Below are 26190 nucleotides of genomic sequence, written 5' to 3'. Positions count from 1 at the left end.
TAGTTTCCTGCCTTTGCAGGAATGACAGATTGTTAATATAATTCTTTATTTTATTCTAAATCGTAATCCCATATAATACATACTTCCAAAAATTGGACCATATACAAAAGTAGAATCAAAATTCGCACCAAAAGGGTCATCGGCTCCCAAAATAGGATTTGGTTGTCTCACATTTGTAATGTTTTCACCTCCTAAATATACTTCAAATTTTGGAGAAAATACTTTTGTTATTTGCGCATTTAACGTTGCTACTGTTGGCGTTCTCTCTGGTAATTGATACTGTGCAGGATTATTTATTGTCGATGTGTAACGTTGGTCGCTTAACCAATTAAAAGTAGCATCAAACTTCCAACGCCCTAGTTGCTCTTCATCTTGTGGTGTTTTATAGCCAACATTAACAAACACACGATTTTTTGGTGTTAAGGGTCTTTCCAATCGTCCAGAGTTATAATCTGTTTTAACATCGTAATACTTATAAGCCATTCTTAAATCGAAATGCCCAAATGGATTATAATTAAACTCTACTTGAAAACTATTAGCATAACTTTTCCCTTCAAGGTTATAAAAATTTATTTCCTGTGAATTTTCCCAATCTACAACTACTTGATTTGTAAAATCGGTTTTGTAAAAATCTAAAGTGATATCTGCTTTACTTCCAAATAAATTAAATCCTTGCAAATATGAAACGCCATAATTCCATGCAATTTCTGGATCTAATCCATAAATATCACCACCAGAATTTAGAATATTAATTTGTCTTGATGTAGCAAATAGTTGCTGATTTTCAGTAAAAATATTAGCACTACGCTTCCCTCTTCCAAAGGATGCTCTAAATGCCGATTTACTCCAAGGTGAATATCGCACATGTACACGTGGCGTTATAAAAGTTCCTAACAAATTATGATGGTCTATTCTAATTCCTGCAGTAAGGTTTAAAAGTTCCAAATTGTCAAAACTATATTCAAAAAAACCTCCAATCGAATTTTCGGTTCTTTCGTAATCTGTAGTATTTACTAGTTCGTCATAATGGTCGTAAGTATAACTTATTCCTGTTTTTATTTTATGTCTAGAATCACTAATTATAGAATTATAAATAGCATTAGCATATAGACTATTATGTACTATATCGTAGCTATTTAAGCCAAAATACGAGTCTTGCTTATGACTACTAAACGCTGTTTGAACACCAAGGCTTTGCCAAGGAATCTCAGGGTTTACATAACCAAATTTACCAGACAATTCGTAACGCCTTGTATCAATTTCACTACCCCAAGCATTCATGGTAAGCTTATCTGTATTTGGATTAAAGTTTAGCTCGCCCATTTGTTTTTCATCATTTAAAAATTTTAAATTAACAAAGCTTACAAATCCACTTTGAGTATCTATATATTGCCAGCGATTCATAAGATTAATTTGGTTAAACAAGGGCATATCTAAAAACCCATCGCTATTCACATCATGCTTTTTGTTATGTGTGTTTCCGTGCACATATAAACCAGTATGCCACCTATCGTTTACTTTGGTATTGAAGTGTGTATTTAACTCCAAACGCTCATTGGTTGCTCCATATAGGTTAACAAACAACTTGTCGTCTGTTGAAGGCTTAACCAATTCAGCATTTATTTGTCCCGCAATACTTTCAAAACCATTCACTACAGAACCAGCACCTTTAGTAATTTGAATACTTTCCACCCAAGTTCCTGGTATAAAACTCAATCCATAAGCCTGAGATGCCCCTCTAATAGATGGAATATTTTCAGTAGCTATTAATATGTAGGGACTTGTAAGCCCAAGCATTTTAATCTGGCGTGTTCCTGAAACCGCATCGGCAAAATTAACATCGATTGACGGATTTGTTTCAAAACTTTCTGATAGATTACAGCAAGCAGCTTTCAACAATTCATCGCTACTAACTGTAATTACATTTTGTGCTTTTAAATAAGATTTTGCTGTTGTCTGTTTTCTAGAAGTAACTGTAACTTGACCCAAATCACTTGTAGGTTGTAACCAATGATGTACCATTTTTTTAGGATCGCTAATGGTTAGTGTATCTGTTTTAAATCCAACATAGCTTATCACCAATTTTTTATACTCTGGCTTGTATGAGAGCGTAAATTTCCCATCAATATTGGTAACTGTTCCTACAGTTGTATCTAACCAATAGATATTAGCTCCTACTAAGCCTATATGTTCGTTTTTTGCATTCGCTTCCATTATCATACCTGTAATCTTATCTTGAGAAGACATAAGTAAAGGAAGCATTAGTATTATGTAATATATATATTTCATCTAATTGTAGGTCTTTATAAGCATAATAATTGCCATAACAATCATGATACTATTTTCAATAAAAGTCGCTTTTGTCATTGGGAGCTTTAATGCAGTACCCAAACAAGCACATTGAATATCCTTTTTACTTAGCAGTGTTTTGGTAACTCCAATAGTTGTGAGTCCTAAAATAACAAGAGTAATAATTAAAGCTACTAAAATTTCAAGACGCATTAAAAACATAATTCCTAATGTAATTTCTATGAATGGATAGCCCCATGCATAAACAGGAACTACCTTAGCCAAAGGATCGTACATTTTAAAAGATTCAGGAAAACCTTTTAAATCTAAAAATTTAAAAAAACTAAAAACAACGTAGAACAAACCCATAAAATCAAGCATAAATGCTTCACTATTCCAAGGATTATAGTTTAATAATATTGAAGCCCCTATAATAAAAAAGAAAATTAAAAATAGTGGAAACAATTGTTGCAACTCACTTTTTTTCTCTTGATCTAATGTAACCGTAGTTTGAAAAATATTCTTTTCAGAAATTTTATACTTCCCAGAAATAGCATTTTGTAAAGTTTCAATAGAAATATGTTTAGTCATTTCTATTAGAGCTTCAGCTTTTTCTAAATTTACTGTTACATGGGTAATACCTTCTATATTACTTAGCTTTTCTTCTACTGAAGTTTTACAGCCATTACAGGTCATTCCTGTAACTGTATATGTATGTTTCATGATTATTTTATTATTAATTTGTGTTATGTAAAAAGAAATAGATTCCTGTTTTCACAAGAATTACTTAACATAAATTAATAATTCAAATTAAAAAGACTTCATCCAAAACTTGTATGTCTTGAATTAAATTAGGAGGAGAATAATCTTTATGAGGAATAATTTGCTTTGGCAAACCTTCAAATAGATTAATGTATGAGTAAGCAAAAGCAGTTAAAAATTGTTCTTGTTCAAAATCTAAATCTTCAAAAGAACTAAACTTCAAGTCATCTTGACCTTTTACAACTTCTACTTCATCTTTACAGCAGGATTTCTTTTGCTTCATTTCCATAGCTTCCATGGCACATTTTTCAACATCTGCAAAAACAGAAACATCTACTAAAACATCACCACAAAAATGCTTCTCTACAGTAAAAGATACGGTAGAAAACAAAACCAGTAATGCCAGAAGCATTGAAAAACTTTTATAAAACAATTGCTTTATCACAATACAAAAGTACAAAAAATCGAAATGATGATGATTAATTTATTAAATGATTAACATTTACGTTTTAAGCCTATGGTAATAAAAAGCAGGCAATAAAATAATTAAAATAATAGGCTGAATAAGAAAACGACGCACGTTAAAAAACATATAATAGTCTTCTTGACGCGGATTTACAACAAAATAAAGATAAATAAAAAGCAATACAATTAATGCCATTAAATAAATAAACGCCGCAAATTTAATCATGCTCTTATCTTTAAAAATAACGAACAAAATACCTAAAGAAATAATACTGTTAAGCACATACCTAAGTGATGTAAATAAAGTCAACTTAAAAACTTCTCTTCTAGGATTATCTATGTACAGATAATCGTTTTGAAAAAAGACAAGGTAGGGATCGTAGAAAAGTTCGTTTTCAAAAAATCGAATTAATATCAACAGCCCAAATAATAAAAACAGAAGCATATATTTTATATTTCTATTCATATTCTCCTCTTTTTAGAAAAACGATTTACCCATATTATCCAAAGAATAAAAACGATACCATAAATAATAGCTGGAAAAACTACGGTATGTAAAATTTCTCTACGCCATGGATAGCGATACATTCCAATTGATAGTATAACAATTCTGAGTAAATTAACTACATAAATTAAAACACTCCCAGATAACAAAAAGACTATCGTTTCTTTTAATTTGCCTGAAAAAGCAATAACAAAAGAAGCAAATAAGATAATAACACTTATTGAGTTACATCCTTCAATAACACGTGCTAAATACTTCCCATTAATTAGTAATTTCATGGAAGGCTCGCTTTGATGAGGAATAACCTCTGCATCATACCCAAAAATTCTTATTAATAATTCTGTTTGTTTTGAAACCAAATTTGTAATATAATCTGGATAAAACCTTAGTCCTGTAGAAGTTTTTAAATAAAACTGATACAACAATGAAAAGATTATATACACCAATAAAAATGTAAGAATGAATTTAATAACCGACTTATATTTTACAAAGAGTGCCTTCAAAAAGTATTATTATTTTTTTTAATAACTCAATATCGAAATTACACCTTTTTAAATACTTTTACCAAAACTTTCTCATTTATGATTTTTGAACAACTAAAACCACAAGTAGAAACTATTGTTTCAAATGCTAGCGAAACAGTTGAGACGCGCTTAAAAAATATCTGCAAATTACTTGAAGCTCATGTAGATTATTATAATTGGGTAGGCTTTTATTTTAAAAATGGAGATAAAGAAGAGTTACTTTTAGGGCCTTATGTAGGCGAACCAACAGACCATACAGTAATTCCTTTTGGTAAAGGTATTTGCGGACAAGTAGCTGTAAGTAATGAAAATTTTGTTGTTCCAGATGTATCTGCTCAAGATAATTACATTGCCTGTAGCATAACGGTTAAAGCAGAAATTGTTATACCTATTTTTGTGAATGGAGAAAACATTGGGCAGATAGATATAGATTCTAATACACCTGACCCATTTACTCAAGCAGATGAACGTTTTTTAGAGTTTGTTTGCAAAAAAGTTTCTGAAATTCTTTCTTGAAAAATCCAATTTCATAATTCTAAAACTCAAAGACCCGATAAGTTTTAAAAAACTGCTAGGTCTAAAAACTTCACATTGTTAACAACTCATTATTTTCGTTAAAAAATCAACTCCATTTTTAAGATTTCCACACTTGTTTTTTAAAGGAAATAACTACTTTTGCCATTATTTATAAATTTTAGCTTAAATAGCTGAATAACAAGCATAATTTATTCCAAAAAAGAGCATTTTATTCACAACACAAAATTAATAATGAGCAACGAAAAAACTATTAAATCGGCATTAATCTCTGTATTTAGCAAAGACGGTTTAGAACCTATCGTAAAAGAACTAGACAAACAGGGTGTAACCATATATTCTACTGGTGGCACAGAAAAATTTATTAACGATTTAGGCGTTAACGTTGTTCCTGTTGAAGATGTAACTTCTTACCCTTCAATACTTGGCGGACGTGTAAAAACCTTGCATCCAAAAGTATTTGGAGGTATTTTAAATAGGCAAAACCATGATGGCGATGTTGCCGAATTAGCCGAATATGAAATCCCACAAATAGATGTTGTGATTGTTGACTTGTACCCATTTGAAAAAACTGTAGCTTCTGGAGCAAGTAACCAAGATATTATTGAAAAAATAGATATAGGTGGTATTTCTTTAATTAGAGCAGCTGCTAAAAATTATGCAGATGTTATTTGTGTTTCTTCAGTTGATGATTATGCTGAGTTTTTAGACTTAATTTCTGAAAATAATGGCACTATTTCTGAAGAAGACAGAAAACGTTTTGCAGGCAAAGCATTTAATGTATCTTCTCATTATGATACTGCTATCTTTAATTATTTCAACCAAAATAATGAAGAAACAGTTTTAAAAATTAGCGAAACTAATGGTAAGGTTTTACGCTATGGTGAGAATCCACACCAGAAAGGATTTTTCTTCGGTAATTTTGATGAATTATTCACAAAACTTCACGGTAAAGAATTAAGTTATAACAATCTTTTAGATGTAGACGCTGCCGTTAATTTAATGCTAGAGTTTAAAAACGACGCACCAACATTTGCGATTTTAAAACACAACAATGCATGTGGACTAGCACAACGCGAATCATTGCACCAAGCATATTTAGATGCCTTAGCTGGAGATCCAGTTTCTGCATTTGGAGGCGTTTTAATTAGTAACAAAGAAATTGACAAAGCTACCGCTGAAGAAATTCATAAATTATTCTGTGAAGTGGTTATTGCGCCATCTTTTAATCCAGAAGCACTAGAAATTTTAAAAGGAAAGAAAAATAGAATTTTATTAGAAATTCACGATGTTGATATGCCTGCAACAAATCTTAGAAGTTGTTTAAATGGCGTTCTAGTTCAAGATAGAAACAACATAACAGATAAAGCAGAAGATTTAAAAACGGTTACAAATATTGCACCAACCAATGCTCAAATTGAAGATTTATTATTTGCATCAAAAATTTGCAAGCATACTAAATCGAACACCATTGTTTTAGCAAAAAACAAACAATTATGCGCAAGTGGTACTGGACAAACTAGTCGTGTTGATGCATTAGAGCAAGCTATTCATAAAGCAGGCACTTTTAAATTTGATTTAAATGGAGCTGCAATGGCAAGCGATGCTTTTTTTCCGTTCCCAGACTGCGTTGAGATTGCTAAAAACGCAGGTATTAACGCTGTTATTCAACCAGGAGGCTCTATTAAAGACCAGCTTAGTATTGACTATTGCAATGAAAATGATGTAGCGATGGTAATGACAGGAACACGCCATTTTAAACACTAAAATTTCTTTCAGAATTAATATAATTTCAAGCCATCCAAAAAGGATGTTTGAACGTATAAAAGAGTAATGAATTTTGTTAAATATATGAGACATAAATGTCACAGATATTTATCAACTTTTATTACATTTACAAGATTAGTTTTTAAACCTCTTAAACCAGTTATAGCACATGGGCTTTTTTGACTTCCTAACAGAAGATATTGCAATAGATTTAGGTACTGCAAACACACTTATTATTCATAACGACAAGGTTGTTGTAGATGCACCTTCCATAGTAGCAAGAAATAGAGCTACGGGGAAAATTATTGCAGTTGGACAGGAAGCTAGTTTAATGCAAGGAAAAACTCATGAGAACATCAAAACAATTCGCCCGTTAAAAGATGGTGTTATTGCCGATTTTGATGCCTCAGAACAAATGATAAGTATGTTTATTAAAAATATACCTGCTTTAAAGAAAAAGTTTTTCACACCAGCGCTTAGAATGGTTATTTGTATTCCATCCGGTATTACTGAAGTAGAAATGCGTGCCGTAAAAGAAAGTGCAGAACGTGTTAATGGTAAAGAAGTTTATTTAATACATGAACCTATGGCTGCTGCCATTGGTATTGGTGTAGACATCATGCAACCTAAAGGAAACATGGTGGTTGATATAGGTGGTGGTACTACAGAAATTGCTGTTATTGCTTTAGGTGGTATTGTATGCGACAAATCGGTTAAAATTGCAGGAGATGTATTTACCAACGATATTGTTTATTACATGCGAACACAACACAATTTATATGTTGGTGAACGTACTGCTGAAAAAATTAAAATCCAGATTGGTGCAGCAACTGAAGATTTAGAATTACCTCCAGAAGACATGAGTGTTCAAGGGCGTGATTTATTAACTGGAAAACCAAAACAAGTATCAATTTCATACCGCGAGATTGCTAAAGCTTTAGATAAATCAATACTAAGAATTGAAGATGCTGTAATGGAAACGTTATCGCAAACACCTCCAGAATTAGCAGCAGATATATATAATACTGGTATCTATTTAGCAGGTGGAGGATCTATGTTACGCGGATTAGACAAAAGACTATCTCAAAAAACAGACCTACCCGTTTATATTGCAGAAGACCCTTTACGTGCTGTAGTAAGAGGAACGGGAATAACACTTAAAAATTTACCTAAATACAAAAGTGTATTGATAAAATAAAGGCATAAAGAGGTTTAATTCATGCAACAGATTATAAACTTTATTATAAGAAACAAAACCTTTCTGTTGTTCTTGTTACTCTTTTCTATTTCTATTTTATTTACAATTCAGTCACATTCATATCATAAAAGTAAGTTTATAAACTCGGCAAACTTTTTAACAGGTGGCGTTTATAATTCCATAAACAATATTAGTTCTTATTTCAATTTAAAATCACAAAATCAGCAATTAGCAGAAGAGAATAATAGGCTAAGGATGGTTTTGTACGGTTCAGAAAGCAAGAAAGACTCCGTTTATTTTGACAGCATACAGTTTACAAGCTTATATAAATTCACCCCAGCCAATATTATAAAGAATAGCTACTCTTCTACTAATAATTTACTAACCCTCAATAAAGGGGCAAAAGACAGTATTAAACAAGATTTTGGTGTTATTAGTTCAAAAGGAATTATTGGTATTATTGATAGAACTAGTAATGGTTACGCTACGGTTATTTCGGTACTTAATACGACAAGTCAAATTAGTGCACAATTAAAAAAAACCAACCATTTTGGAACGTTAACTTGGAATTCTGAATCCCCAGAATTGGTTCAATTAATCGATATTCCTAAAATAGCACCTGTACAAGTAGGCGATACTATTGTTACATCTGGGCGTTCTTCTATTTTTCCAAAAAATGTTTTAATAGGAGTTATTGAAGATTTCAAATTAGACCAAGCTGAAAATTTTTACGAAATAAACGTGCGGTTGTTTAATGATATGACCAATCTTGAACACGTCTACGTGATACAAAATATTGATAAACCAGAAATAACAAAATTACTAGATGAATAATGTTGTTTCCTTAAATATTTTTAGGTTTATAATTCTTGCTCTAACACAAGTATTAATTTGCAATCACATTAATTTCTTGGGATATATAAATCCGTATATATATATCCTATTCATCATTTTATATCCACTAAAAAATAATAGAATGCTCTTTATTTTCTTGAGTTTCTTATTAGGATTAACTGTCGACTTATTTTTAGATTCTGGCGGCATTAATGCAGCAGCGGCATTGAGTATAGCTTATGCAAGACCTGTAATTCTCAAATTCTCCTTTGGTATGCAATATGAGCATCAAACCATGAAACTTAATGCTGTAGAATTTGGGTCTAAGTTCACATACATTGCTATAATGACCATTTTGCATCATATAATATTGTTTTCTCTGGAAATATTTAGTGCCTCTCGAATACTTTTAGTCCTTCAAAAAACGTTATTCTCAAGTATATTTACTATTATACTGTGTTTATTATTAAGTGTTATTTTTAGTCGAGAAAACAAATGAGAAAACTTCTTCTTTTCTTATCTGTCATTATAGTTGGGCTTACTTTTATTGCTAGATTATTTTATTTACAAGTTTACACCTCTAATACACATAATCTGTATGAAGATAATGCTATTAGAAAAGTTTATGATTATCCAAAAAGAGGTTTTGTATACGATAGAAATGGTGAACTCTTAGTGGCCAACCAACCATCTTATGATGTTATGGTTATCCCCCGTGAGGTAGAACCTTTAGACACACTAGAATTTTGTTCTTTACTAAAAATTGATAAAGAAAAGTTTATTAAAACCTATAATAAGTGCTATCGATATTCGCCCAGATTACCATCTGTTTTTGTTTCACATCTTTCCAAAGAAGACTACGCAGTTCTTCAGGAAAAAATGCGAAAATATGAAGGATTTTACATCCAAAAGCGCTCATTAAGACACTACGAAACTTCCATTGGAGCCAATGTTTTGGGCGATATTGGTGAGGTAAATAATGCTATAATAAAGAAAGACCCATATTACAGAATGGGTGACCTTATAGGAAAACAAGGTGTTGAAGCATCTTATGAAAATACGCTACGAGGCGTTAAAGGAATTAAGTTCATTCAAAAAGATCGATTTAACCGAAATATTGGCCCATACAAAGAAGGTATATTCGACACCATTCCCGAACAAGGTAAAGACATTACTATAACCATTGATGCAACTTTGCAGGCTTACGGCGAGCTTTTAATGCAAAACAAACGAGGTGGTATAATTGCTATAGAACCTAGCAGTGGCGAAATACTAACTATGGTTTCTGCTCCTTCTTATAACCCAAATATATTAGTGGGTAGAGAACGTTCTAGAAACTTCACAAAACTGTATAACGATACTATTGCAAAACCTCTATTCGATAGAAGTTTGAAGGCTCAATACCCACCAGGGTCTCCTTTTAAAGTTTTAAATGCACTCATTGGCCTACAAGAGGAAGTTGTGACTACTCAAGACAGGTTTAGTTGTAGAATGGGGTATTATTTAGGAAGCAGAAGGCTAACAGGTTGTCATCATCATTCAAGCCCTTTAGGAATGACCGATGGCATTGCGCAATCCTGCAATGCTTATTTTGCAAATGTCTACAGACGCATCATTGATAAATATGAGAAGCCCTATGACGGCATGAATGCTTGGAGTAACCATGTTAAGAGTTTCGGTTTAGGAAATTATTTAGGCTACGATTTAAAAATTGGTAATAAAGGACGTATCCCAGACGGCGATTTTTATGATAGATGGTACGGCAAAAATAGATGGGCATCAACCTATAATATTTCAAACGCTATTGGTCAAGGTGAAGTTGAAGCTACACCTATACAATTAGCCAACATGATTGCTGCAATTGCTAATAGGGGGTACTTTTATACGCCACATATTATAAAAAATATTGATGGAGAAACCATAGACGAAAATTACACAACTCCAAAGCAAACTACTATAGACAAACGTCATTTCGACCCTGTAATACAAGGCATGTTTGATGTATATAATAAAGGTACCGCCGCAACACTTCGCGTAAAAGATATAGATATTTGCGGTAAAACAGGTACTGCTGAAAATTTTATGAAAATTAATGGTGTAAAAACACAATTAACAGACCATTCTATTTTTGTTGCTTTTGCACCCAAAGACAACCCAAAAATTGCTTTGGCAGTATTTGTAGAAAATGGTTACTGGGGAAGTCGATTTGCAGGAAGAATTGCTAGTTTAATAATAGAAAAATATATTAAAGGAGATATAACAAGAATAGATCTGGAAGAATGGATTTTAAAACATAGTTTAGAAAATGAATATGCAAAACCTTATACTGGAGAACCATTTAGAATAAATGGTGAGACAACTATTCAAGTTGTTGATGAGACAGAATACAATCGGCTTAAAAAACAATTAAACAAAATCAATAACAAGAAAAATTAATGGTTAGAGAGACCAATAAATATTTTAAGTTCGATTGGATTACCATAATCCTGTTTCTATTATTAGTTGGCTTTGGTTGGCTAAATATTTTATCGGCGTCGCATACCGGAGATACAATAGACTACTTTAATTTTTCACAACCTTATGGAAAGCAACTCATTTTCATACTCTTAACCTTTGGATTAATTGTTATCATACTTTCAATTGAAGCAAAGTTTTACGAGCGTTTCTCAAGTATTATTTATATTATTTCCATGCTTTCTTTAGTTGGTCTCTTCCTTTTTGGAAAAAACGTTAACGGCGCTACATCGTGGTATGCCATTGGCGGCATGACCTTACAACCTAGTGAATTTGCCAAAGCAGCTACAGCGCTGGCAGTTGCAAAATATGTTAGCGATTTAAACACCGATATTAAACGCTTAAAAGATCAGATACAAACTTTTATCATTATAGTTATCCCAGCCTTTTTGGTACTCCTACAAAACGATACTGGAAGCACTGTAGTTTATGCAGCTTTCTTTTTTGTATTATATAGAGAAGGTTTACCTAAAATCTATTTAAACCTAGTCGTTATAGCTATATTATTATCGGTTCTTTCATTAAAATTTGGTGCAATTATAACGTCCATAGTATCCATTATTTTAATAATTGCTTATCATTTTTTAAGCAAAAAAAAACCTCCTATTTTACAATCACTATTTATGTTAATAATGTGTATTGGATTAGCAGTTGGTGTTAAATTTTTCTATCAAAGCATTTTACAGCCGCATCAGCAAGACCGTATTAGCCTATGGTTACGTTTAGAAAAAGATCCTGTTAAATTAGAGCAGATGAAAAAAACATTTGCTTATAACCTTAATGAGTCTGAAAAAGCAATTAGCTCTGGTGGTGTTACGGGTAGAGGCTTTTTAGAAGGCACAAGAACAACGGGGAAATTCGTTCCAGAACAACATACAGACTACATTTTTAGCACAGTAGGTGAAGAATGGGGATTTCTTGGAAGTGCCTTAGTTGTTATTATTTTTGTGTTGCTTATAATCCGTATTTTACATTTGGCAGAACTTCAAAAATCGCAGTTTAGCAGGGTTTATGGTTATGGCGTAGCTGCAATTATTTTCATGCACTTCTTAATAAATATAGGCATGGTTATGGGGCTAATCCCTACCATTGGTATTCCATTACCTATGTTTAGTTATGGTGGCTCAGGGCTTTGGGCATTTACTATTTTACTTTTTATATTTATTAAACTTGATTCTAACAAAATTAACGAATGGTAAGTCGCTAAGCGATACTTAATTATATCACTATGATGGGAAAACATTTAATATTGATATTAGGTTTGGTTTTAGTTTTTGGATGTCATAATTCTAAAAACACAATAAAAAGGTCTTTTTCTTCCGAAGAAAAGGCTTTAATCATGAGTGCTGATAGCTTAAAGCCTATGCGGGTTTATAAGATTAATAACAAGACAGATTCTTTGTTGCTTAGAACTAAAAGTAGCTACATAAAACCAAACCCAAAAAATCCTATTTTACTTAATTTGGTAAAACGGCTTTATGCAACGGTAAGAGACAGTATGTCTATGGGTGTTGGTATTGCCGCTCCACAAGTAGGTATTTTAAAAAATATTATTGTGGTACAGCGCTTTGACAAAGAGAACTACCCTTTTGAAGTTTATTTGAATCCAAAAATTATTGACTATTCAAATGAAAGACAAACCGTTAGAGAAGGTTGCTTATCCATTCCCAACCGAAGTGATACTCTAAAAATAAGATCTCAAACAATTAAAATTAATTATAACACCTTTGAAGGTAGCCGCAAAATTGAAACTATTAATGGATTTACATCTGTTATTTTTCAGCATGAAATAGATCATTTAAACGGGATTTTATATTTAGATCATTTAGAGAAAGACCGAAGTGATTTTGAGCAAACAAATTAATGCCGCTTCAACCAGCCAAAATGTTTAGCAATAATAGCTTCTTTATTTTCGTTAACGTGGTCTATTAAGCTTTTGGCAATGTTGGACATGTTTTTAGAACTAAGCCAAATTAAATTCCAATTGGTTACCATAGGAAGTCCTTTTACTGGTATAATTTGCAAATCTCCAATAGCAACGGCATTTTTTATACCTATTAATGGCATTATTGAAAAACCTAATCCAGAAATAACAGCTTGCTTTAAAGCCTCATTGGATGTTAACTCCATTTTTTTATAAGTTGATACTTTTTTTGAATCTATAAATTTTTCCATGGCTAGTCTCGTAGCCGAACCCTGCTCGCGATATATAAGTGGTAATTTTTGAAACTCCGCTTTAGATAAGTAGTCACCCTTCATTTTATAATCCTTTCCTCCTACCATGAATAATTGATTTTTCATGAGCTCTATTCTATTAATTTTTAGCTTTTTTGGAATGGTAGAAACTAAGGCAAAATCGACTTCGTTATTTTCCAAAGCTTTTAGTACAGACGCTTTATTTGTAACTTCCATTGTAAGATCAATGCCTCGATGCTCATTTATAAAATCTGAAATAAAATATGGCATTACATATTTAGCGGTTGAAACAATCGCTATTTTTAATTTTCCAGCCAATTCACCTTGATAAGTCAGTGCTTTATAATCTATTTGCTTAACTTCTTCCATTATTTTTTTTGCAGCTTCAGCTACTTCTTCTCCAAACTCTGTAATATAAATACGTCTACCAACAACTTCAAATAATGGAATTTTGAACTGCTCCTGAAATTTTTTTAACTGAATAGATACCGCAGGTTGCGTTAAATATAACGCTTCAGACGCCTTGGTAACACTTTGAAAATCTGCTATTTTAAGAAACACTTCTAATTGATGCAATGTATAATTCATAAATATTGTTTATGTATTTCATAATAAATATAAATAAAAATATATGAAATATATGTATAATCTTTGTGCTATATAATATAAAACACATTATAACTAATTTACATTTATGGAAACACAATCAATAGCAACCAAAGAAATTAATTTAGATCAAGAAATTAAACTTATAGATGGGTGCTTTACTGCTTCTGAAGCTGCAGACGTTATCAATTCTGTTCTCGATATAAAAATCAATTTTCATAAGTTACAAAGACTATCTCGTACTGAAGGAAATGCTAGCGATGTTTGTGAGTATGACAGCGAAAGAATAATAAAACTTATTGACGCAAAGCATGATGCAAAGGCCTATTTTAAAGATGCTAGATTAAAAGGAAAAAAATTAAAAATAGAAAGTATCATTACTATACAGGTACAAGATTAAAATTATTAAAGTTAGTTTAGTTAGTTTGAGTTAGTTTGAAAAGCCCATTAAAGTCATCATTTAATGGGCTTTTTATTTATATTAATCAATGTTCCTTTATTAAGTCAATTATACTTTCGATTTTCTTATAATCACCATTAATTATAAAAGTTTCAGATTCTTTAAACCCAGCGGTCATCCCTCCAATTGCTGCACCACCAACTGCTCCTAAAGCCCCTAATGCTAATGCACCTTCTCCTGCTGTATATCCTAATAACGCATCAGGATCGGCTGTAGAAACACCTAAAATTGCTCCAAAAGAAGCTCCAAACAAAGACCCCATTAACACATTATGTCCTCCAGAATGTTTCGTCTTAATTTTACCTATTTGTTTTACAGGTACTTCTTTCAACTTATTCGATTTTTTAAGTCCCAAAGTTGAGTCGCTAAGAAAAACTATTTTCCCTTTTGCAATTTTCTTTCCTTCAATATTATAGACTCTTACAAAAGGAGGGTTATTGGAAACTTTATTTTGGGAATACATTAATGATACACAAAGCATTGCAAAACAAAGAGAGATGATTGTAATTCGATTATTTAATTGTTTCATGATTATTGATTTTGTTAAGTTTTTTTTTAAATTAAAGTTGATAGATAAGTCCGAATTTTATAAACCAAATATCGTGTTGTCCAGATTCATGGATTAAATAGACACTATATTTATCAAGTCTTAAATAGCTCTATTAGTAAGCTTGTTTTTAATTGATGTGGGTAAAACAGAATCAAGAAACATAAATAATTTGTTAATAGTTCCTGGAATGATAAGCTCTTTCTGTTTAAAAAATTTTTTAAGTGTTTCACGAGCGGCGTCTTCTGGATTTAAAATAGATTGTCTGGATGCCCAACCAAGTTTTCTGTTCTGTAAACACAACCCTGTAGTTGTATTCATCCCGCCTGGACAGACAATAGAAACCCAAATTCCGTATTTTTTAAGTTCTTTTCTTAAGCTTTTTGAAAAAGATAACAAATAAGCCTTGGTACCACTATACACTTGCTTTTTTGGCAAATGAAAAAAGCTTGCCATACTACTTACATTTAAAATACCTGACGGCGAATTCGTTTTAAAATCGTCTATAAATAATTTGGTAAGTAAGGTTGGAGCTGTAATATTCACATCAATTTGTGTTAAAAAATAGTCTTCACTTAAATTTTCAAATAATCCATTACTTAATACACCTGCGTTATTAATTAGATATTTTACAGACCCCTTACTCTTCTTGACTTCATTATAAAGTAAATGGCAATTCTCTTTAGTACTAAGATCTATCTCGAACGTTAACACATTTATTTTAAAATTAGATTTTAAGAAGCTACCTAGTTCTACAAGTCCAGAATTTGGAAGTGAAACCAATATTAAATTCATCTTTTTCTGTGCACATTCTATAGCTAGGGCTTTCCCAAAACCTGTGCTTGCTCCTGTTATTAATGTATATGATTTCATGATTTTTTATAATTGGTTAATAGTTTCCATTAAGCCTATCTGTAATGAAGTAGGCATATATTTTAATTCTGAAATGGCTTTTTTTGAGGTTGAAATCCGATTCATGAATAATGATTGTAACATATTTACTGATATCAAGGAGGATTTACCAACAAGATTTCGAAATGCATTTAAAATAGTAAGTCCTGTTTTTACTAGACTAAAATTTATTTTAACAATCTTGGTTGAACTTTTAGTTATTATTTTTATTTTTTGAAATAGATTTTCATAATCTATATTTTCTCCTCCAATTATATATTTAGCATTCTTAATATCACTTTCCATAGCCAAAACATGGGCATCAACAACATCTCCAATAAACACATAATTTGATGCCGCTTTAAGATTATTTGGTACTAATAAAATATTGTTCTTAATAATCATTGAGATAAGTCTATTAACTCCGTTAGAAAACGTTTTTAATCCTGGTCCGTATACCCTTGTTACATTAAGTATGATACATGGTAATCCTTTCTTTGTATATTCCATGACCTTTTCTTCAGACATACTTTTCGTCAACTCATAATCGTTAGTAAATGAAGCTAATCGAGGTTGCGCTTCTTCAATGGGAATACTTTTATAAGAAGGCCCAAAAACTGAAAGTGTACTGGTATAAATAACTTTTTTAACGTCTAACATGTACGCTGCCTTAAGCACATTTTCTGTCCCAAATACATTTGTGTTAAAAAAATTATCAATATTTCTGCATTTTAAATTAGTATACGCCGCTGTATGAAAGACAAAATCACATTTTTTCATAGCCCTTCGAATTGAAGAATAGTTGCATATATCACCCTCAAAAACTTTAATATTAGTATGTACGGGTATATTCCTAGATTCAATATTTCGAATTAATGCATGTACTGTAAAATTTTTGTTTGCAAGCTCTAGTGCTAATTGATGACCAACATAGCCTGTAGCGCCGGTTAAAAAGACTCTCATGATTTTGAAGTTTTTAAGGTTAAATAATAAAACATTGATATTTCATAAACAGCCGAAAGTGTTAAATGAATAAAGAAAGCATACCAAATACTGTTTGTAAAGTAAGCGCTTAGGCATAAAATAATTCCGAATGGTATGGCTCCAAGTATCTCATTTTTAGAATCAAAAATGTGAATTATAACATATAAAAGGGTATTGGCTGTTATTGCATAAAACAAAGACGTCAATTCTAACAATTCGAAGAGTAATACGCCTCTAAAAAAGAATTCGTAACAAAACAAAAAGAAAAACCTAATTATGAAATACCAACAGATTCTAGGAAAACTAAAATACCCACTTGCTAAATTTTCAATCTGTTTGTTTGTAATTGCTTTATAAGATATATAGGCACTTAAGAAAATTACTATTAGAATTAACAATAGTATATGCAACTTAGGAATCTCAATACCTAAAAACAAGAATCGTAACTCTGGAGCAATTATATTAAACAGGACACCAAAAAAGATTATTCCAAGAATGTGTTTTAGGTTTAATAGTCTTAAACCATTAGAACTCAACAGGGCTTTCTCTAGATTTTGAATATTTAGACTTTTATAAACCAGACTTATTAAAAAATAGGTTAAAAAGCTAACACCAATAAAAACCCATAATATTTGTGAATAACTCATGAGTTTATTGGTATTAAAGTAACATCAAACAAAGAACTAAAAGCTTCAATCTTTATACACTTACCAGCTTTATAATGAAAAACATTATACTTACTACGTGTAAACTCTACTTTGTATTTACCGTTTTCTAAAACTTCTACTGGTGCATTTTTCTTAATATTATCGCAGTAAATAGATTTAACCCTTTTTGGTTCATTAAAATATAATGTTACTAGGTTATTATAAATTGTTTCTAATTCTAAAGCCTTTTCCTCATTTTTAGTTTTCACGGTATACTGTCCGTTTTTTAAAGCGACTGTATGATTTACTTTCACCTTATTATTTACCTTTCTATAAACCGAAGAATAAACCAAGGCACCATTTTTATATATGGATTGTTCGCTTCCCACAATATGAAATTTCAATAAATATTTTGCTTCAATTTTACTTTCTAATTTATATGTAATGGCATTGTCCTTATAAATTTTAATAACCTTTATAGTGCCAATATTTTTATTATTCTTAACTACTTTATAGGCAATAGTTTTGTTATTAGGATTGTTGCCATTAGCATAAGAACTAGTAACAACAAGTAGTGCAAATAAAATTAGCAGGCGGATAATTGTGGTTTTAATCGAAATTAATTTCACTAGAAGAGCAGAGCCGTATGGTGACTTCTTTAACAAATAGACAATTAGCATGGGTATCATTTCGCAGAGTTTTAAGATTATTGATTAACCCAAAACTATTTGAAGCTAGTGATAACAGTATCCGAGATGCTCTAAACTGGAAAAAATAGGATGTCCAACGATAATACTGGACATGAAAAATGTATTAAAACTTGTCTCTAAAAGAAGAAGGAGTTTCTGAAGTGAATTTTTTAAAGGCAGAATAAAAGGTTGATTTCGAATTAAAACCACATTCTAATCCAATGGCAACAATAGTGTATTCACTAAAGTCATTATTAGATAAAAACTTTTTGGCTTGTTCTATACGTAACGAATTAATGAAATCTGAAAAATTATAAGAGCTATATGAATTAATGAGTTTTGAAAAATAACTTTTGCTCATTCCTAAATCTATAGCCAAAGATTCCATACTTAATAATGGGTCTAGATACAGCTTATTATTAATAATATGGCTTTTAACTTTATTAAAATCGTTTTGATGTTTTTCGTTAAAAAAATCATTTGAGCTTTTAATTAACTCAATATTACTATGTGGGTTTATTAAAACCTTATTCGTTTCAATAGATGTTCTTAAAGAAATACGATCTCGAACTACATTATATTTATAAAACCCCTGATAGCCTATCCAATAAAGCAATACAGTGGTACTAAGGTTTAAAAATTTGTATGCATCATCATTTCCATTTAACACTTTAATAGTTAAAGCTACTGCCCAAAATCCAATTACAGAGCCTCCCATTCTTATAAACCATTTAATCCAATTTAAATCATCATATGACAGTATGTAAGCAATTAAATGATGCCTTTTAAAAATGATTATACTAGCATTAACAAATAAAAACAAGCTATAAACCAAATTAAACATATCCTCAATCAATGAATATTTTAAAATTAAACTAGGGTTTCTATCTGGCACATCATAATAAACGTATGAGATAAAACAAAGACGAATTAATAGTTCGAAAACAAATAAAAAAATTGAGAATTTTAAAAAATAATTTACTTTTTCCTCAACTTGTAAAAAATGCGTTACAAAAGCATAAAACATTGGAAGAATCATTAAATACCATGGAACCTCAAAATGTTGGACTAAAAATAAATCTGAAACATGCCCTGTGTAAACTAACCATCTTTGTAAATTATTTAATGAGATAAAAAGAACAGTTAAATTAAGAAAGACAATAACTTTATCACATTTTTTTTTCACAAACATGGTTACAAGGTTAAAACCAAAACCTTGTATTACCCCTGCGATTAGAAAAAAATTAATAATGGAAACAAATTCCATATAAAGAATAGCCTAAAATGTTTAAAATTGAATTTACCTAACAATTTAAATATCTAATCTTAAACGTTGGTTGGTTAGAATTTAAGTCGTAAGATTTTTTTGTCGTAAACGAAGATAATAAAAAAACGACAAAATTTTGAATGATAAATTTGAATAGAGTTATTATAACATCTTGCTATTCAAACTATTTAGAATTCTAGATAAACAGATTTGTTTCTAATTAATAGAACTAAACTATAATTTAAGATGCCAAACCTAAATTATAATTTTGAATTGATGGTGAAGCTAAATTTTCTCCTAATTGTTGCTTATACGATTTTTTTAAAACAACATGGTAAACATAAGTATCTATAGTTTTCAAAATTAATTTCTGATACAAGTTTGATTTTTTATTTTTATTAGAAATCATGATGGTAGGTTTATAGGATGATAATTTTTTTAATTTTGTTTACATTCAAAAGCAGTTTTTTAAACTCGCCTTTAATATTTTCCATTCCGAAGAATTTCCCAGAATCGATAACTATTTGCTCTAACTTTAAAATCTTGTTTTCATAAGTTAATATTTCTACAGATTTTAAGTTTCTAATAGCTTGACTAAGCAATTCGCATTTGGCTTTATATTCCTTAACCATAGAAATACTAGGGACAGACCAAAAAAGTATTAAGTGTGGTTTCGAATTTGTGTTTAAAGCTTCCATGACTTGATTATTAAAAGATTATAGCACAAACTTACTTTGCATTAATTGATAATCATTTGACCAAAATGTTGAAATAATAATTTATTTTTCTTATTTTTCACAAAACCACCTACTTTCCTACTTGTAATTTTTGAAAAAATGCAAAAAATATTCATCCAGTATTTAAAGGAAAAATCAGCCCAAAATGCTTCGTTTGTAGATGAAATGGCAGATGTTTTAGACATAGGCTATGATGCCGCATACAGACGTATCAATTTAAAAACCAATTTATCACTAGAAGAGAGCGTAAAACTTGCAAAATACTATAAAATTTCTCTTAATAAGTTATTTGAAGTTGGCAGTAAAAGCACAATAGTAACTGAACTTTCTCCTAGACCTGATGATGAAAAAGGATTAGAAGATTGGTTAAATTCTTCTTATGAAAATCTATATCCTTTGACGCAATTAAAAAATGCATCAATGATATATGCGGCTAAAGATATCCCTGTATTTCATACCTTGAAAGATACCTATCTTTCTCGTTACAAGATGTATGTCTGGCTGAAAGACAATAATATAGAAATGACCAAAAACAAAATTACTTTCGATAAATTTATAAGAACTATTCCTGAATCATTATTACAAAGCGCTTATAAAACTGCTGAATGTTATGAAAATATAAATCTTGCAGAAATATGGACAAATACTACCATAAATGGAACATTACAACAAGTCATTTACTATTTCGAATCTGGCTTTGTTTCTAAGGAGCTTGCATTAAAAATTTGTGACGATATTGAAGAAGTTATCAAGCATATTGAAGAACAAGCCATATTACAAAGTCATAGCGGTTCTAAAAAAAAATCGAGCTATCATTTATATCTAAACGAAATACACTCCATGAGTAATACCATAATGGTAGTTACCCCGTTTCAAAAAGTATTTTTCACACCTTTTACTGTTTTATCCTATTTCAAAATAGAACATCAAGAAACTTGTGACCTTATGTACGATTACTATCAAAAATTTATGAATAACTCTAAATTACTAGCTAACACTGGAGAAAAAGACAGAACCCTGTTTTTTAACAGAATGCATCATAAAATTAATAAACTGCGTGATCAAATAAATGCAAATAATCCTTTTAGTTTTGAGTAACAAAACGATTCACGATGTGACTTTTCAAAGACATTTGTGTCTTAAAAACAGAGTGAATAAAAAATTATTTTTGAAGTTTTGTAACATTTTTTGATATTCATACGTATAACTATAGAAAAGAATTGCAATTCCTCTAAAATAAAAAGATAATACATGAGACAACTTAAAATTACGAAGCAGGTAACCAATAGAGAAACCGCTTCGTTAGATAAATACCTGCAAGAAATTGGAAAAGTTGACTTAATTACCGCAGACGAAGAAGTAGAATTAGCACAACGTATTAAAGCTGGAGATCAAATAGCTTTAGAAAAGTTAACAAAAGCTAATTTACGTTTCGTTGTATCGGTAGCTAAGCAATATCAAAACCAAGGTTTAACCCTTCCAGATTTAATAAACGAAGGTAACTTAGGGCTAATTAAAGCTGCACAACGTTTTGATGAGACTCGTGGGTTTAAGTTTATCTCTTATGCTGTTTGGTGGATTCGTCAATCGATTCTTCAAGCGTTAGCCGAACAATCGCGTATTGTGCGTTTACCATTAAACAAAATTGGTTCTATTAACAAGATTAATAAAACATTTGCCTTTTTAGAGCAAAGTCATGAGCGTCCACCTTCTGCAGAAGAAATTGCAAAAGAGTTAGATATGACTATTAACGATGTTAAAGAGTCTATGAAGAATTCTGGACGTCACGTAAGTATGGATGCGCCTTTAGTTGAAGGTGAAGATTCTAACTTATACGACGTATTAAATAGCGGTGAATCACCAAATCCAGATAAAGAATTATTACACGAATCTCTACGTACAGAAATTGAGCGTGCCCTAGAAACCTTAACACCTCGTGAAGCAGATGTTATTCGTTTATATTTTGGTTTAGGTAACCAACATCCAATGACTTTAGAAGAAATTGGTGAGACTTTCGACTTAACTCGTGAGCGTGTAAGACAAATAAAAGAAAAAGCTATTCGTAGATTAAAACATACGTCTAGAAGTAAAATATTAAAAACATATTTAGGATAGTAATATAATTACGACTAAATTACCACAACAAACAGTTACACATAACTGTTCGTTTTTTGATTGATGAAAGAACCCTCGGCTGATTACCGAGGGTTTATTTTTCTCACATCTTCCATCTTCCCAAAGGGAAGAAACTTCTATTTTTATCTATATATTTGCAGAAACTTTAATAAAGCATTCTTATAATGAGTTCTAAATTAATAGCACCATCAATTTTAGCTGCCGATTTTGCAAACCTTCAACGTGATGTTGAGATGGTAAATAATAGTGATGCCGATTGGTTTCATATAGATATAATGGATGGTGTTTTTGTACCGAACATTTCATTTGGGATGCCTGTTTTGCAAGCCATAACGAAGCATGCAAAAAAAACGGTGGATGTACACTTAATGATTGTTGATCCAGATCGATATATAAAAACTTTTGCTCAATTAGGTAGTAATATTTTAACTGTTCATTACGAAGCATGTACACATTTACACAGAACGCTTCAAGCTATAAAAGTTGAAGGAATGAAAGCTGGTGTTGCATTGAATCCGCATACCAATATAAATTTATTAGAAGACACTATTAATGATATTGATTTAGTTTGTATCATGAGTGTTAACCCTGGTTTTGGTGGGCAAAGTTTTATAGAAAACACCTATAACAAGGTAAAACAGCTAAAAGAATTAATTACTCGCAAAGGAGCATCAACACTTATTGAAATTGATGGTGGCGTTACTAATAAAAATGCCAAAGAATTAGTTGATGCTGGAGCAGACGTTTTAGTAGCTGGAAGCTATGTATTTAAAAGTACCAACCAGCTAGAAACCATTAAAAATTTAAAGGCTTTAGCAAATTCTTAGTATTGTTTAAGCAAATATTTAATTAAATCTGTAGTTGTTACAATACCAACTAAAGTAGAATCGTCAACCACAGGCAGTGCATGAAACTCTTTTTCTGCAAGAATCTCTGCAACCTCCCGTATACTAGTCTTACTAGTAACACATATTAAATCTTTAGTCATTACTTGCTCAATCGAATACATATTATAGACTATAGTTTCAACATCACGATCATCATTAGTAGCGTCTGCAAAGCTAATTTTAAGCAAGTCTGTATAGCTCAACATTCCTATAATTGATTCTTCACTTACAACAGGAATGTGGCGAATTTTATGCCTTTTAAAAAGCATTTCTGCTCTAATTAAATCATCCGTTCTATCTAAAGCTATTATTTCTTTTGACATTATTTCTGAAACTGGAGTTCTATTTCTCATGATGTTATTATTTAAATTGTATAGTAAAATTAGTAACTAAACTCTTAGGAAAATATGATAATAATCAGCCGTCGCTTACTTAAAACATTGGAGTAATTAAATAAAGCCAACTAAAACTGTTTTAGTAAATACTTTATTAAATCTGTTGTTGTAACTATACCAACTAATTTATTATTATCAACTACGGGTAAGGCATGAAACTCTCTAGTTGCAAATATTTCGGCTACTTCTTTTATTGAACTTGATGATGATACAGAAACGATCTTCTGAATCATTACCTGCTCTATAGAAAATATATTATGTATAAAAACATCAGAATCTGTATTTTCTTCATCATTTAATTGAGAAAAATTAAGTCGTAATAAATCTGTATAACTAAGCATACCTACTACTACATCTCCACTTACTATAGGAATATGCCTAATATGTCGGTTTTTAAAAAGATGTTCGGCTGTTTCTAAATTGTCTTCTTTATTTAATGTAATAACAGGTTGCGTCATTATCATTGAAATTGGTGCTTTACGTATCATGACTTTCATTTTTAAGTTTAGTTATCCTTAAAATTATTAAACTATAACATAAAAAAGTATGATAAAAGTCATTCTGAATTATTTAATACCCAGCAAAATTAAAATTAAGCATTTGCTTTACTTTATCATATACTTCGGGAAACTCATTTTGGAAGTTATCGGGTGTTTCAATAAAATTTTCAATTGCCACTGCCAAAAACTCGAATTGATTGGTATAGGCGTAATTACGAAAGTATTTAGATGCTATTATTTGATTTCTTAAAGTATCATTATTATTTATTAAAGTAGAAAGCTCTTTGAAAGTATCACTAAAAATAGTGGAGCTAATGTCTCGTTCTTTAATACTATTTATATGAATAGCATGCGTGAATTCGTGAATTCCGAGATTTAAATTATCATCATTTACATCAAAGCCTTTTTTAAAATCTTCCCATGAAAGGACCAAAGCCTTTAACTTTGGATTAAATTCTCCTTTGTGATAGGAATCATTAGATTTAGAATAAAATTTCTTTGGATAGACAACAATTTTTGATATTAATCCAATATAAAAATCGCGAAAACCAAAGGTTAGCATAACCGCTGTTGCAGAAATTAAAACACGCATCTCTTCGGTAATTGGAGAACCACCTCTTGCTATAAAATCTTTATCTTTTATAAAAGATGCAACGCGGTGTTCGAAATAAGATTTATGTTTCTCAGATAGTTTATTATAGAATGAAAAATTACTTTTTAAAATTGCTTTTTGATGATTATCAAGCTTTCTTAAGAAATAATAAAAGTGTACATAAAAAGGTTTTTTTCGTTTTAAAACGTAACCCATTTCTATCATTTTAACTGCAAAATGAACAAACATATAAGCTAAAATGGCAAAGAAAATACCTAGTATTATTTTACTTCCTAAACTATACTTTTCTATGACAATTAATAGTAACACCAATAAATAACGTATTTTATCTATCCGAAATTACATTAATATAGTCTCATAAAATAATTTAATCTGTAAAAAGATTGAAAGTTAGGGCAGTTGATTGGCTGAATAGTATAACCTCAATGTACTTAGTTTACTACTTCTATAATGCTGAATTGCAAAATTTTACTAGTTTGGAATTACATTTCATTTAAAACTCCGTTTTTTAAAAGAAAAAGTCCAAACTTAACTTTATAAGTTTAGACTTTTATTTATTCGTGACCGCGAAGGGATTCGAACCCCCAACCCTCAGAGCCGAAATCTGATATTCTATCCAGTTGAACTACGCAGCCATGATTTAGTTTAAGCCAATTTCTGTCTTACAATATTAGAAATGGTTTTACCATCTGCTTGACCTGCAAGTTCTTTACTTACCATTCCCATAACTTTACCCATATCTTTCATACCCTCTGCTCCAATTCTTTCTATGGTCATTACAACTACTTTTTCAATTTCTTCTTCAGTTAATGCTTCAGGTAAAAATTGGCTAATAACTTCAGCCTCTGCTAACTCTGGAGTTGCTAAATCTTCACGTCCTTGTTCTAAGAAAATAGCAGCACTATCTTTACGTTGTTTTACTTGCTTTTGAAGTATTTTAAGCTCCTGTTCTTCGCTTAATTCTTCCTTAGCGCCACTTTCTGTTTGTGCTAATAATATAGCCGATTTTACTGCTCTTAAAGCCGTAAGTGCCGTCTGGTCTTTTGCTTTCATCGCTTCTTTTAAAGCAACCATAACATCTTGTTGTAAACTCATAGGTATATTTATTAGAGACTGCGAAGATAAAAAAAGTTAGTTGAACGAAGCTTGAAGAAAAAAGAAGTTTCATCTTTTACTAAACTTAAAAGGCTAAATAATTAAAACCCAAAAAGCTGAGGGAAACTTTTCGGGTTCATAACTAAGT

General features: G+C 30.8%; 30 protein-coding genes and 1 tRNA gene. 12 read left to right on the top strand and 19 right to left on the bottom strand.

The window, feature by feature from the left end:
- Positions 1 to 45: 45 nt before the first annotated feature.
- The 5 genes from Q0739_RS06330 to xrtF all read right to left on the bottom strand — a co-directional run bounded on the left by Q0739_RS06330 (position 46) and on the right by xrtF (position 4524).
- Positions 46 to 2289 (bottom strand): TonB-dependent receptor, encoded by a 2244-nt coding sequence (locus Q0739_RS06330; protein WP_298237863.1) that lies wholly within the window; start codon positions 2287 to 2289, stop codon positions 46 to 48.
- Entirely contained in the window at positions 2290 to 3012 is a 723-nt protein-coding gene (locus Q0739_RS06325; protein ID WP_298237862.1) for a MauE/DoxX family redox-associated membrane protein, read from the bottom strand.
- Between the two features lie 82 nt (positions 3013 to 3094).
- The gene (locus tag Q0739_RS06320) at positions 3095 to 3463 is read right to left on the bottom strand and encodes a hypothetical protein (RefSeq protein WP_298237861.1); all 369 of its coding nucleotides are present in this window, start codon (positions 3461 to 3463) and stop codon (positions 3095 to 3097) included.
- Between the two features lie 90 nt (positions 3464 to 3553).
- Positions 3554 to 3982 (bottom strand): exosortase F system-associated protein, encoded by a 429-nt coding sequence (locus tag Q0739_RS06315; RefSeq protein ID WP_298237860.1) that lies wholly within the window; start codon positions 3980 to 3982, stop codon positions 3554 to 3556.
- Positions 3979 to 4524: an exosortase family protein XrtF gene (gene xrtF, locus Q0739_RS06310; RefSeq protein ID WP_298237859.1), complete on the bottom strand. Its 546-nt coding sequence runs from the start codon at positions 4522 to 4524 to the stop codon at positions 3979 to 3981. Before xrtF ends, Q0739_RS06315 begins: the two co-directional genes overlap by 4 nt.
- Before the next feature lie 78 nt (positions 4525 to 4602).
- Between xrtF and Q0739_RS06305 the strand changes: the two genes are divergently transcribed.
- From Q0739_RS06305 to def, 8 genes are all read left to right on the top strand, one after another.
- The gene (locus Q0739_RS06305; protein WP_298237858.1) at positions 4603 to 5061 is read left to right on the top strand and encodes a GAF domain-containing protein; all 459 of its coding nucleotides are present in this window, start codon (positions 4603 to 4605) and stop codon (positions 5059 to 5061) included.
- A gap of 252 nt (positions 5062 to 5313) precedes the next feature.
- Positions 5314 to 6846: a bifunctional phosphoribosylaminoimidazolecarboxamide formyltransferase/IMP cyclohydrolase gene (purH, locus tag Q0739_RS06300; RefSeq protein WP_298237857.1), complete on the top strand. Its 1533-nt coding sequence runs from the start codon at positions 5314 to 5316 to the stop codon at positions 6844 to 6846.
- Between the two features lie 169 nt (positions 6847 to 7015).
- Positions 7016 to 8044, top strand: coding sequence for a rod shape-determining protein (locus Q0739_RS06295; RefSeq protein WP_298237856.1), 1029 nt, complete (start codon positions 7016 to 7018; stop codon positions 8042 to 8044).
- Positions 8045 to 8065: 21 nt separating this feature from the next.
- Complete coding sequence (gene mreC / locus Q0739_RS06290) at positions 8066 to 8878, top strand: rod shape-determining protein MreC (RefSeq protein ID WP_298237855.1); 813 nt, start codon at positions 8066 to 8068, stop codon at positions 8876 to 8878.
- Positions 8879 to 9020: 142 nt separating this feature from the next.
- Positions 9021 to 9377 (top strand): rod shape-determining protein MreD, encoded by a 357-nt coding sequence (locus tag Q0739_RS06285; RefSeq protein ID WP_366140775.1) that lies wholly within the window; start codon positions 9021 to 9023, stop codon positions 9375 to 9377.
- Positions 9374 to 11314 carry a penicillin-binding protein 2 gene (gene mrdA, locus Q0739_RS06280; protein WP_298237853.1) on the top strand — a complete coding sequence of 647 codons (1941 nt, stop codon included), beginning with the start codon at positions 9374 to 9376 and terminating at the stop codon, positions 11312 to 11314. The genes Q0739_RS06285 and mrdA overlap by 4 nt, the downstream gene beginning before the upstream one ends.
- Positions 11314 to 12591, top strand: coding sequence for a rod shape-determining protein RodA (gene rodA / locus Q0739_RS06275; protein WP_298237852.1), 1278 nt, complete (start codon positions 11314 to 11316; stop codon positions 12589 to 12591). The genes mrdA and rodA overlap by 1 nt, the downstream gene beginning before the upstream one ends.
- A gap of 29 nt (positions 12592 to 12620) precedes the next feature.
- Entirely contained in the window at positions 12621 to 13256 is a 636-nt protein-coding gene (gene def, locus Q0739_RS06270; protein ID WP_298237851.1) for a peptide deformylase, read from the top strand.
- Here the strand turns inward: def and Q0739_RS06265 are convergent.
- Complete coding sequence (locus tag Q0739_RS06265; protein WP_298237850.1) at positions 13253 to 14176, bottom strand: LysR family transcriptional regulator; 924 nt, start codon at positions 14174 to 14176, stop codon at positions 13253 to 13255. The two genes, def and Q0739_RS06265, sit on opposite strands and share 4 nt — an antisense overlap.
- Before the next feature lie 106 nt (positions 14177 to 14282).
- On the opposite strand from Q0739_RS06265, the gene Q0739_RS06260 reads away from it, so the two are divergent.
- Complete coding sequence (locus tag Q0739_RS06260; protein WP_298237849.1) at positions 14283 to 14594, top strand: hypothetical protein; 312 nt, start codon at positions 14283 to 14285, stop codon at positions 14592 to 14594.
- Positions 14595 to 14679: 85 nt separating this feature from the next.
- On the opposite strand, the gene Q0739_RS06255 is transcribed toward Q0739_RS06260, so the two are convergent.
- From Q0739_RS06255 to Q0739_RS06220, 8 genes are all read right to left on the bottom strand, one after another.
- The gene (locus Q0739_RS06255) at positions 14680 to 15183 is read right to left on the bottom strand and encodes a hypothetical protein (RefSeq protein ID WP_298237848.1); all 504 of its coding nucleotides are present in this window, start codon (positions 15181 to 15183) and stop codon (positions 14680 to 14682) included.
- Positions 15184 to 15303: 120 nt separating this feature from the next.
- The gene (locus Q0739_RS06250) at positions 15304 to 16074 is read right to left on the bottom strand and encodes an SDR family NAD(P)-dependent oxidoreductase (RefSeq protein ID WP_298237847.1); all 771 of its coding nucleotides are present in this window, start codon (positions 16072 to 16074) and stop codon (positions 15304 to 15306) included.
- Between the two features lie 6 nt (positions 16075 to 16080).
- A complete protein-coding gene (locus Q0739_RS06245) occupies positions 16081 to 17055 on the bottom strand; it encodes an NAD-dependent epimerase/dehydratase family protein (RefSeq protein ID WP_298237846.1) in 975 nt (324 codons plus the stop codon).
- Positions 17052 to 17723, bottom strand: a complete 672-nt coding sequence (locus Q0739_RS06240; protein ID WP_298237845.1) for a CPBP family intramembrane glutamic endopeptidase — start codon at positions 17721 to 17723, stop codon at positions 17052 to 17054. The genes Q0739_RS06245 and Q0739_RS06240 overlap by 4 nt, the downstream gene beginning before the upstream one ends.
- The gene (locus Q0739_RS06235; RefSeq protein WP_298237844.1) at positions 17720 to 18412 is read right to left on the bottom strand and encodes a DUF6134 family protein; all 693 of its coding nucleotides are present in this window, start codon (positions 18410 to 18412) and stop codon (positions 17720 to 17722) included. The genes Q0739_RS06240 and Q0739_RS06235 overlap by 4 nt, the downstream gene beginning before the upstream one ends.
- Positions 18413 to 18536: 124 nt before the next feature.
- Positions 18537 to 19604 carry a helix-turn-helix transcriptional regulator gene (locus Q0739_RS06230; protein ID WP_298237843.1) on the bottom strand — a complete coding sequence of 356 codons (1068 nt, stop codon included), beginning with the start codon at positions 19602 to 19604 and terminating at the stop codon, positions 18537 to 18539.
- A gap of 316 nt (positions 19605 to 19920) precedes the next feature.
- Positions 19921 to 20088 (bottom strand): hypothetical protein, encoded by a 168-nt coding sequence (locus tag Q0739_RS06225; RefSeq protein ID WP_298237842.1) that lies wholly within the window; start codon positions 20086 to 20088, stop codon positions 19921 to 19923.
- Positions 20089 to 20098: 10 nt separating this feature from the next.
- Positions 20099 to 20377, bottom strand: a complete 279-nt coding sequence (locus tag Q0739_RS06220; protein ID WP_298237841.1) for a hypothetical protein — start codon at positions 20375 to 20377, stop codon at positions 20099 to 20101.
- A 138-nt stretch (positions 20378 to 20515) separates the two neighbouring features.
- On the opposite strand from Q0739_RS06220, the gene Q0739_RS06215 reads away from it, so the two are divergent.
- From Q0739_RS06215 to rpe, 3 genes are all read left to right on the top strand, one after another.
- Positions 20516 to 21514, top strand: coding sequence for a hypothetical protein (locus Q0739_RS06215; protein WP_298237840.1), 999 nt, complete (start codon positions 20516 to 20518; stop codon positions 21512 to 21514).
- Positions 21515 to 21667: 153 nt separating this feature from the next.
- Complete coding sequence (locus Q0739_RS06210; RefSeq protein WP_019387909.1) at positions 21668 to 22531, top strand: sigma-70 family RNA polymerase sigma factor; 864 nt, start codon at positions 21668 to 21670, stop codon at positions 22529 to 22531.
- A gap of 185 nt (positions 22532 to 22716) precedes the next feature.
- Complete coding sequence (rpe, locus tag Q0739_RS06205; RefSeq protein WP_298237839.1) at positions 22717 to 23379, top strand: ribulose-phosphate 3-epimerase; 663 nt, start codon at positions 22717 to 22719, stop codon at positions 23377 to 23379.
- Here rpe and Q0739_RS06200 read toward each other — a convergent pair.
- The 5 genes from Q0739_RS06200 to Q0739_RS06180 form a co-directional block, all read right to left on the bottom strand.
- The gene (locus Q0739_RS06200) at positions 23376 to 23792 is read right to left on the bottom strand and encodes a CBS domain-containing protein (RefSeq protein WP_298237838.1); all 417 of its coding nucleotides are present in this window, start codon (positions 23790 to 23792) and stop codon (positions 23376 to 23378) included. The two genes, rpe and Q0739_RS06200, sit on opposite strands and share 4 nt — an antisense overlap.
- 110 nt (positions 23793 to 23902) lie before the next feature.
- A complete protein-coding gene (locus Q0739_RS06195) occupies positions 23903 to 24322 on the bottom strand; it encodes a CBS domain-containing protein (protein WP_298237837.1) in 420 nt (139 codons plus the stop codon).
- Between the two features lie 82 nt (positions 24323 to 24404).
- Positions 24405 to 25256, bottom strand: a complete 852-nt coding sequence (locus Q0739_RS06190; protein WP_298237976.1) for a zinc-dependent peptidase — start codon at positions 25254 to 25256, stop codon at positions 24405 to 24407.
- A 252-nt stretch (positions 25257 to 25508) separates the two neighbouring features.
- A tRNA-Arg gene (locus Q0739_RS06185) sits at positions 25509 to 25582 on the bottom strand.
- Between the two features lie 10 nt (positions 25583 to 25592).
- Entirely contained in the window at positions 25593 to 26042 is a 450-nt protein-coding gene (locus Q0739_RS06180; protein ID WP_298237836.1) for a GatB/YqeY domain-containing protein, read from the bottom strand.
- Positions 26043 to 26190: the final 148 nt, after the last annotated feature.

It is taken from the genome of uncultured Algibacter sp. (genome assembly GCF_947487605.1).
Lineage (GTDB): Bacteria > Bacteroidota > Bacteroidia > Flavobacteriales > Flavobacteriaceae > Algibacter_D.
Note: the sequence above shows the minus strand (reverse complement) of the source record. Positions and strands in the feature narration are given on the sequence as shown.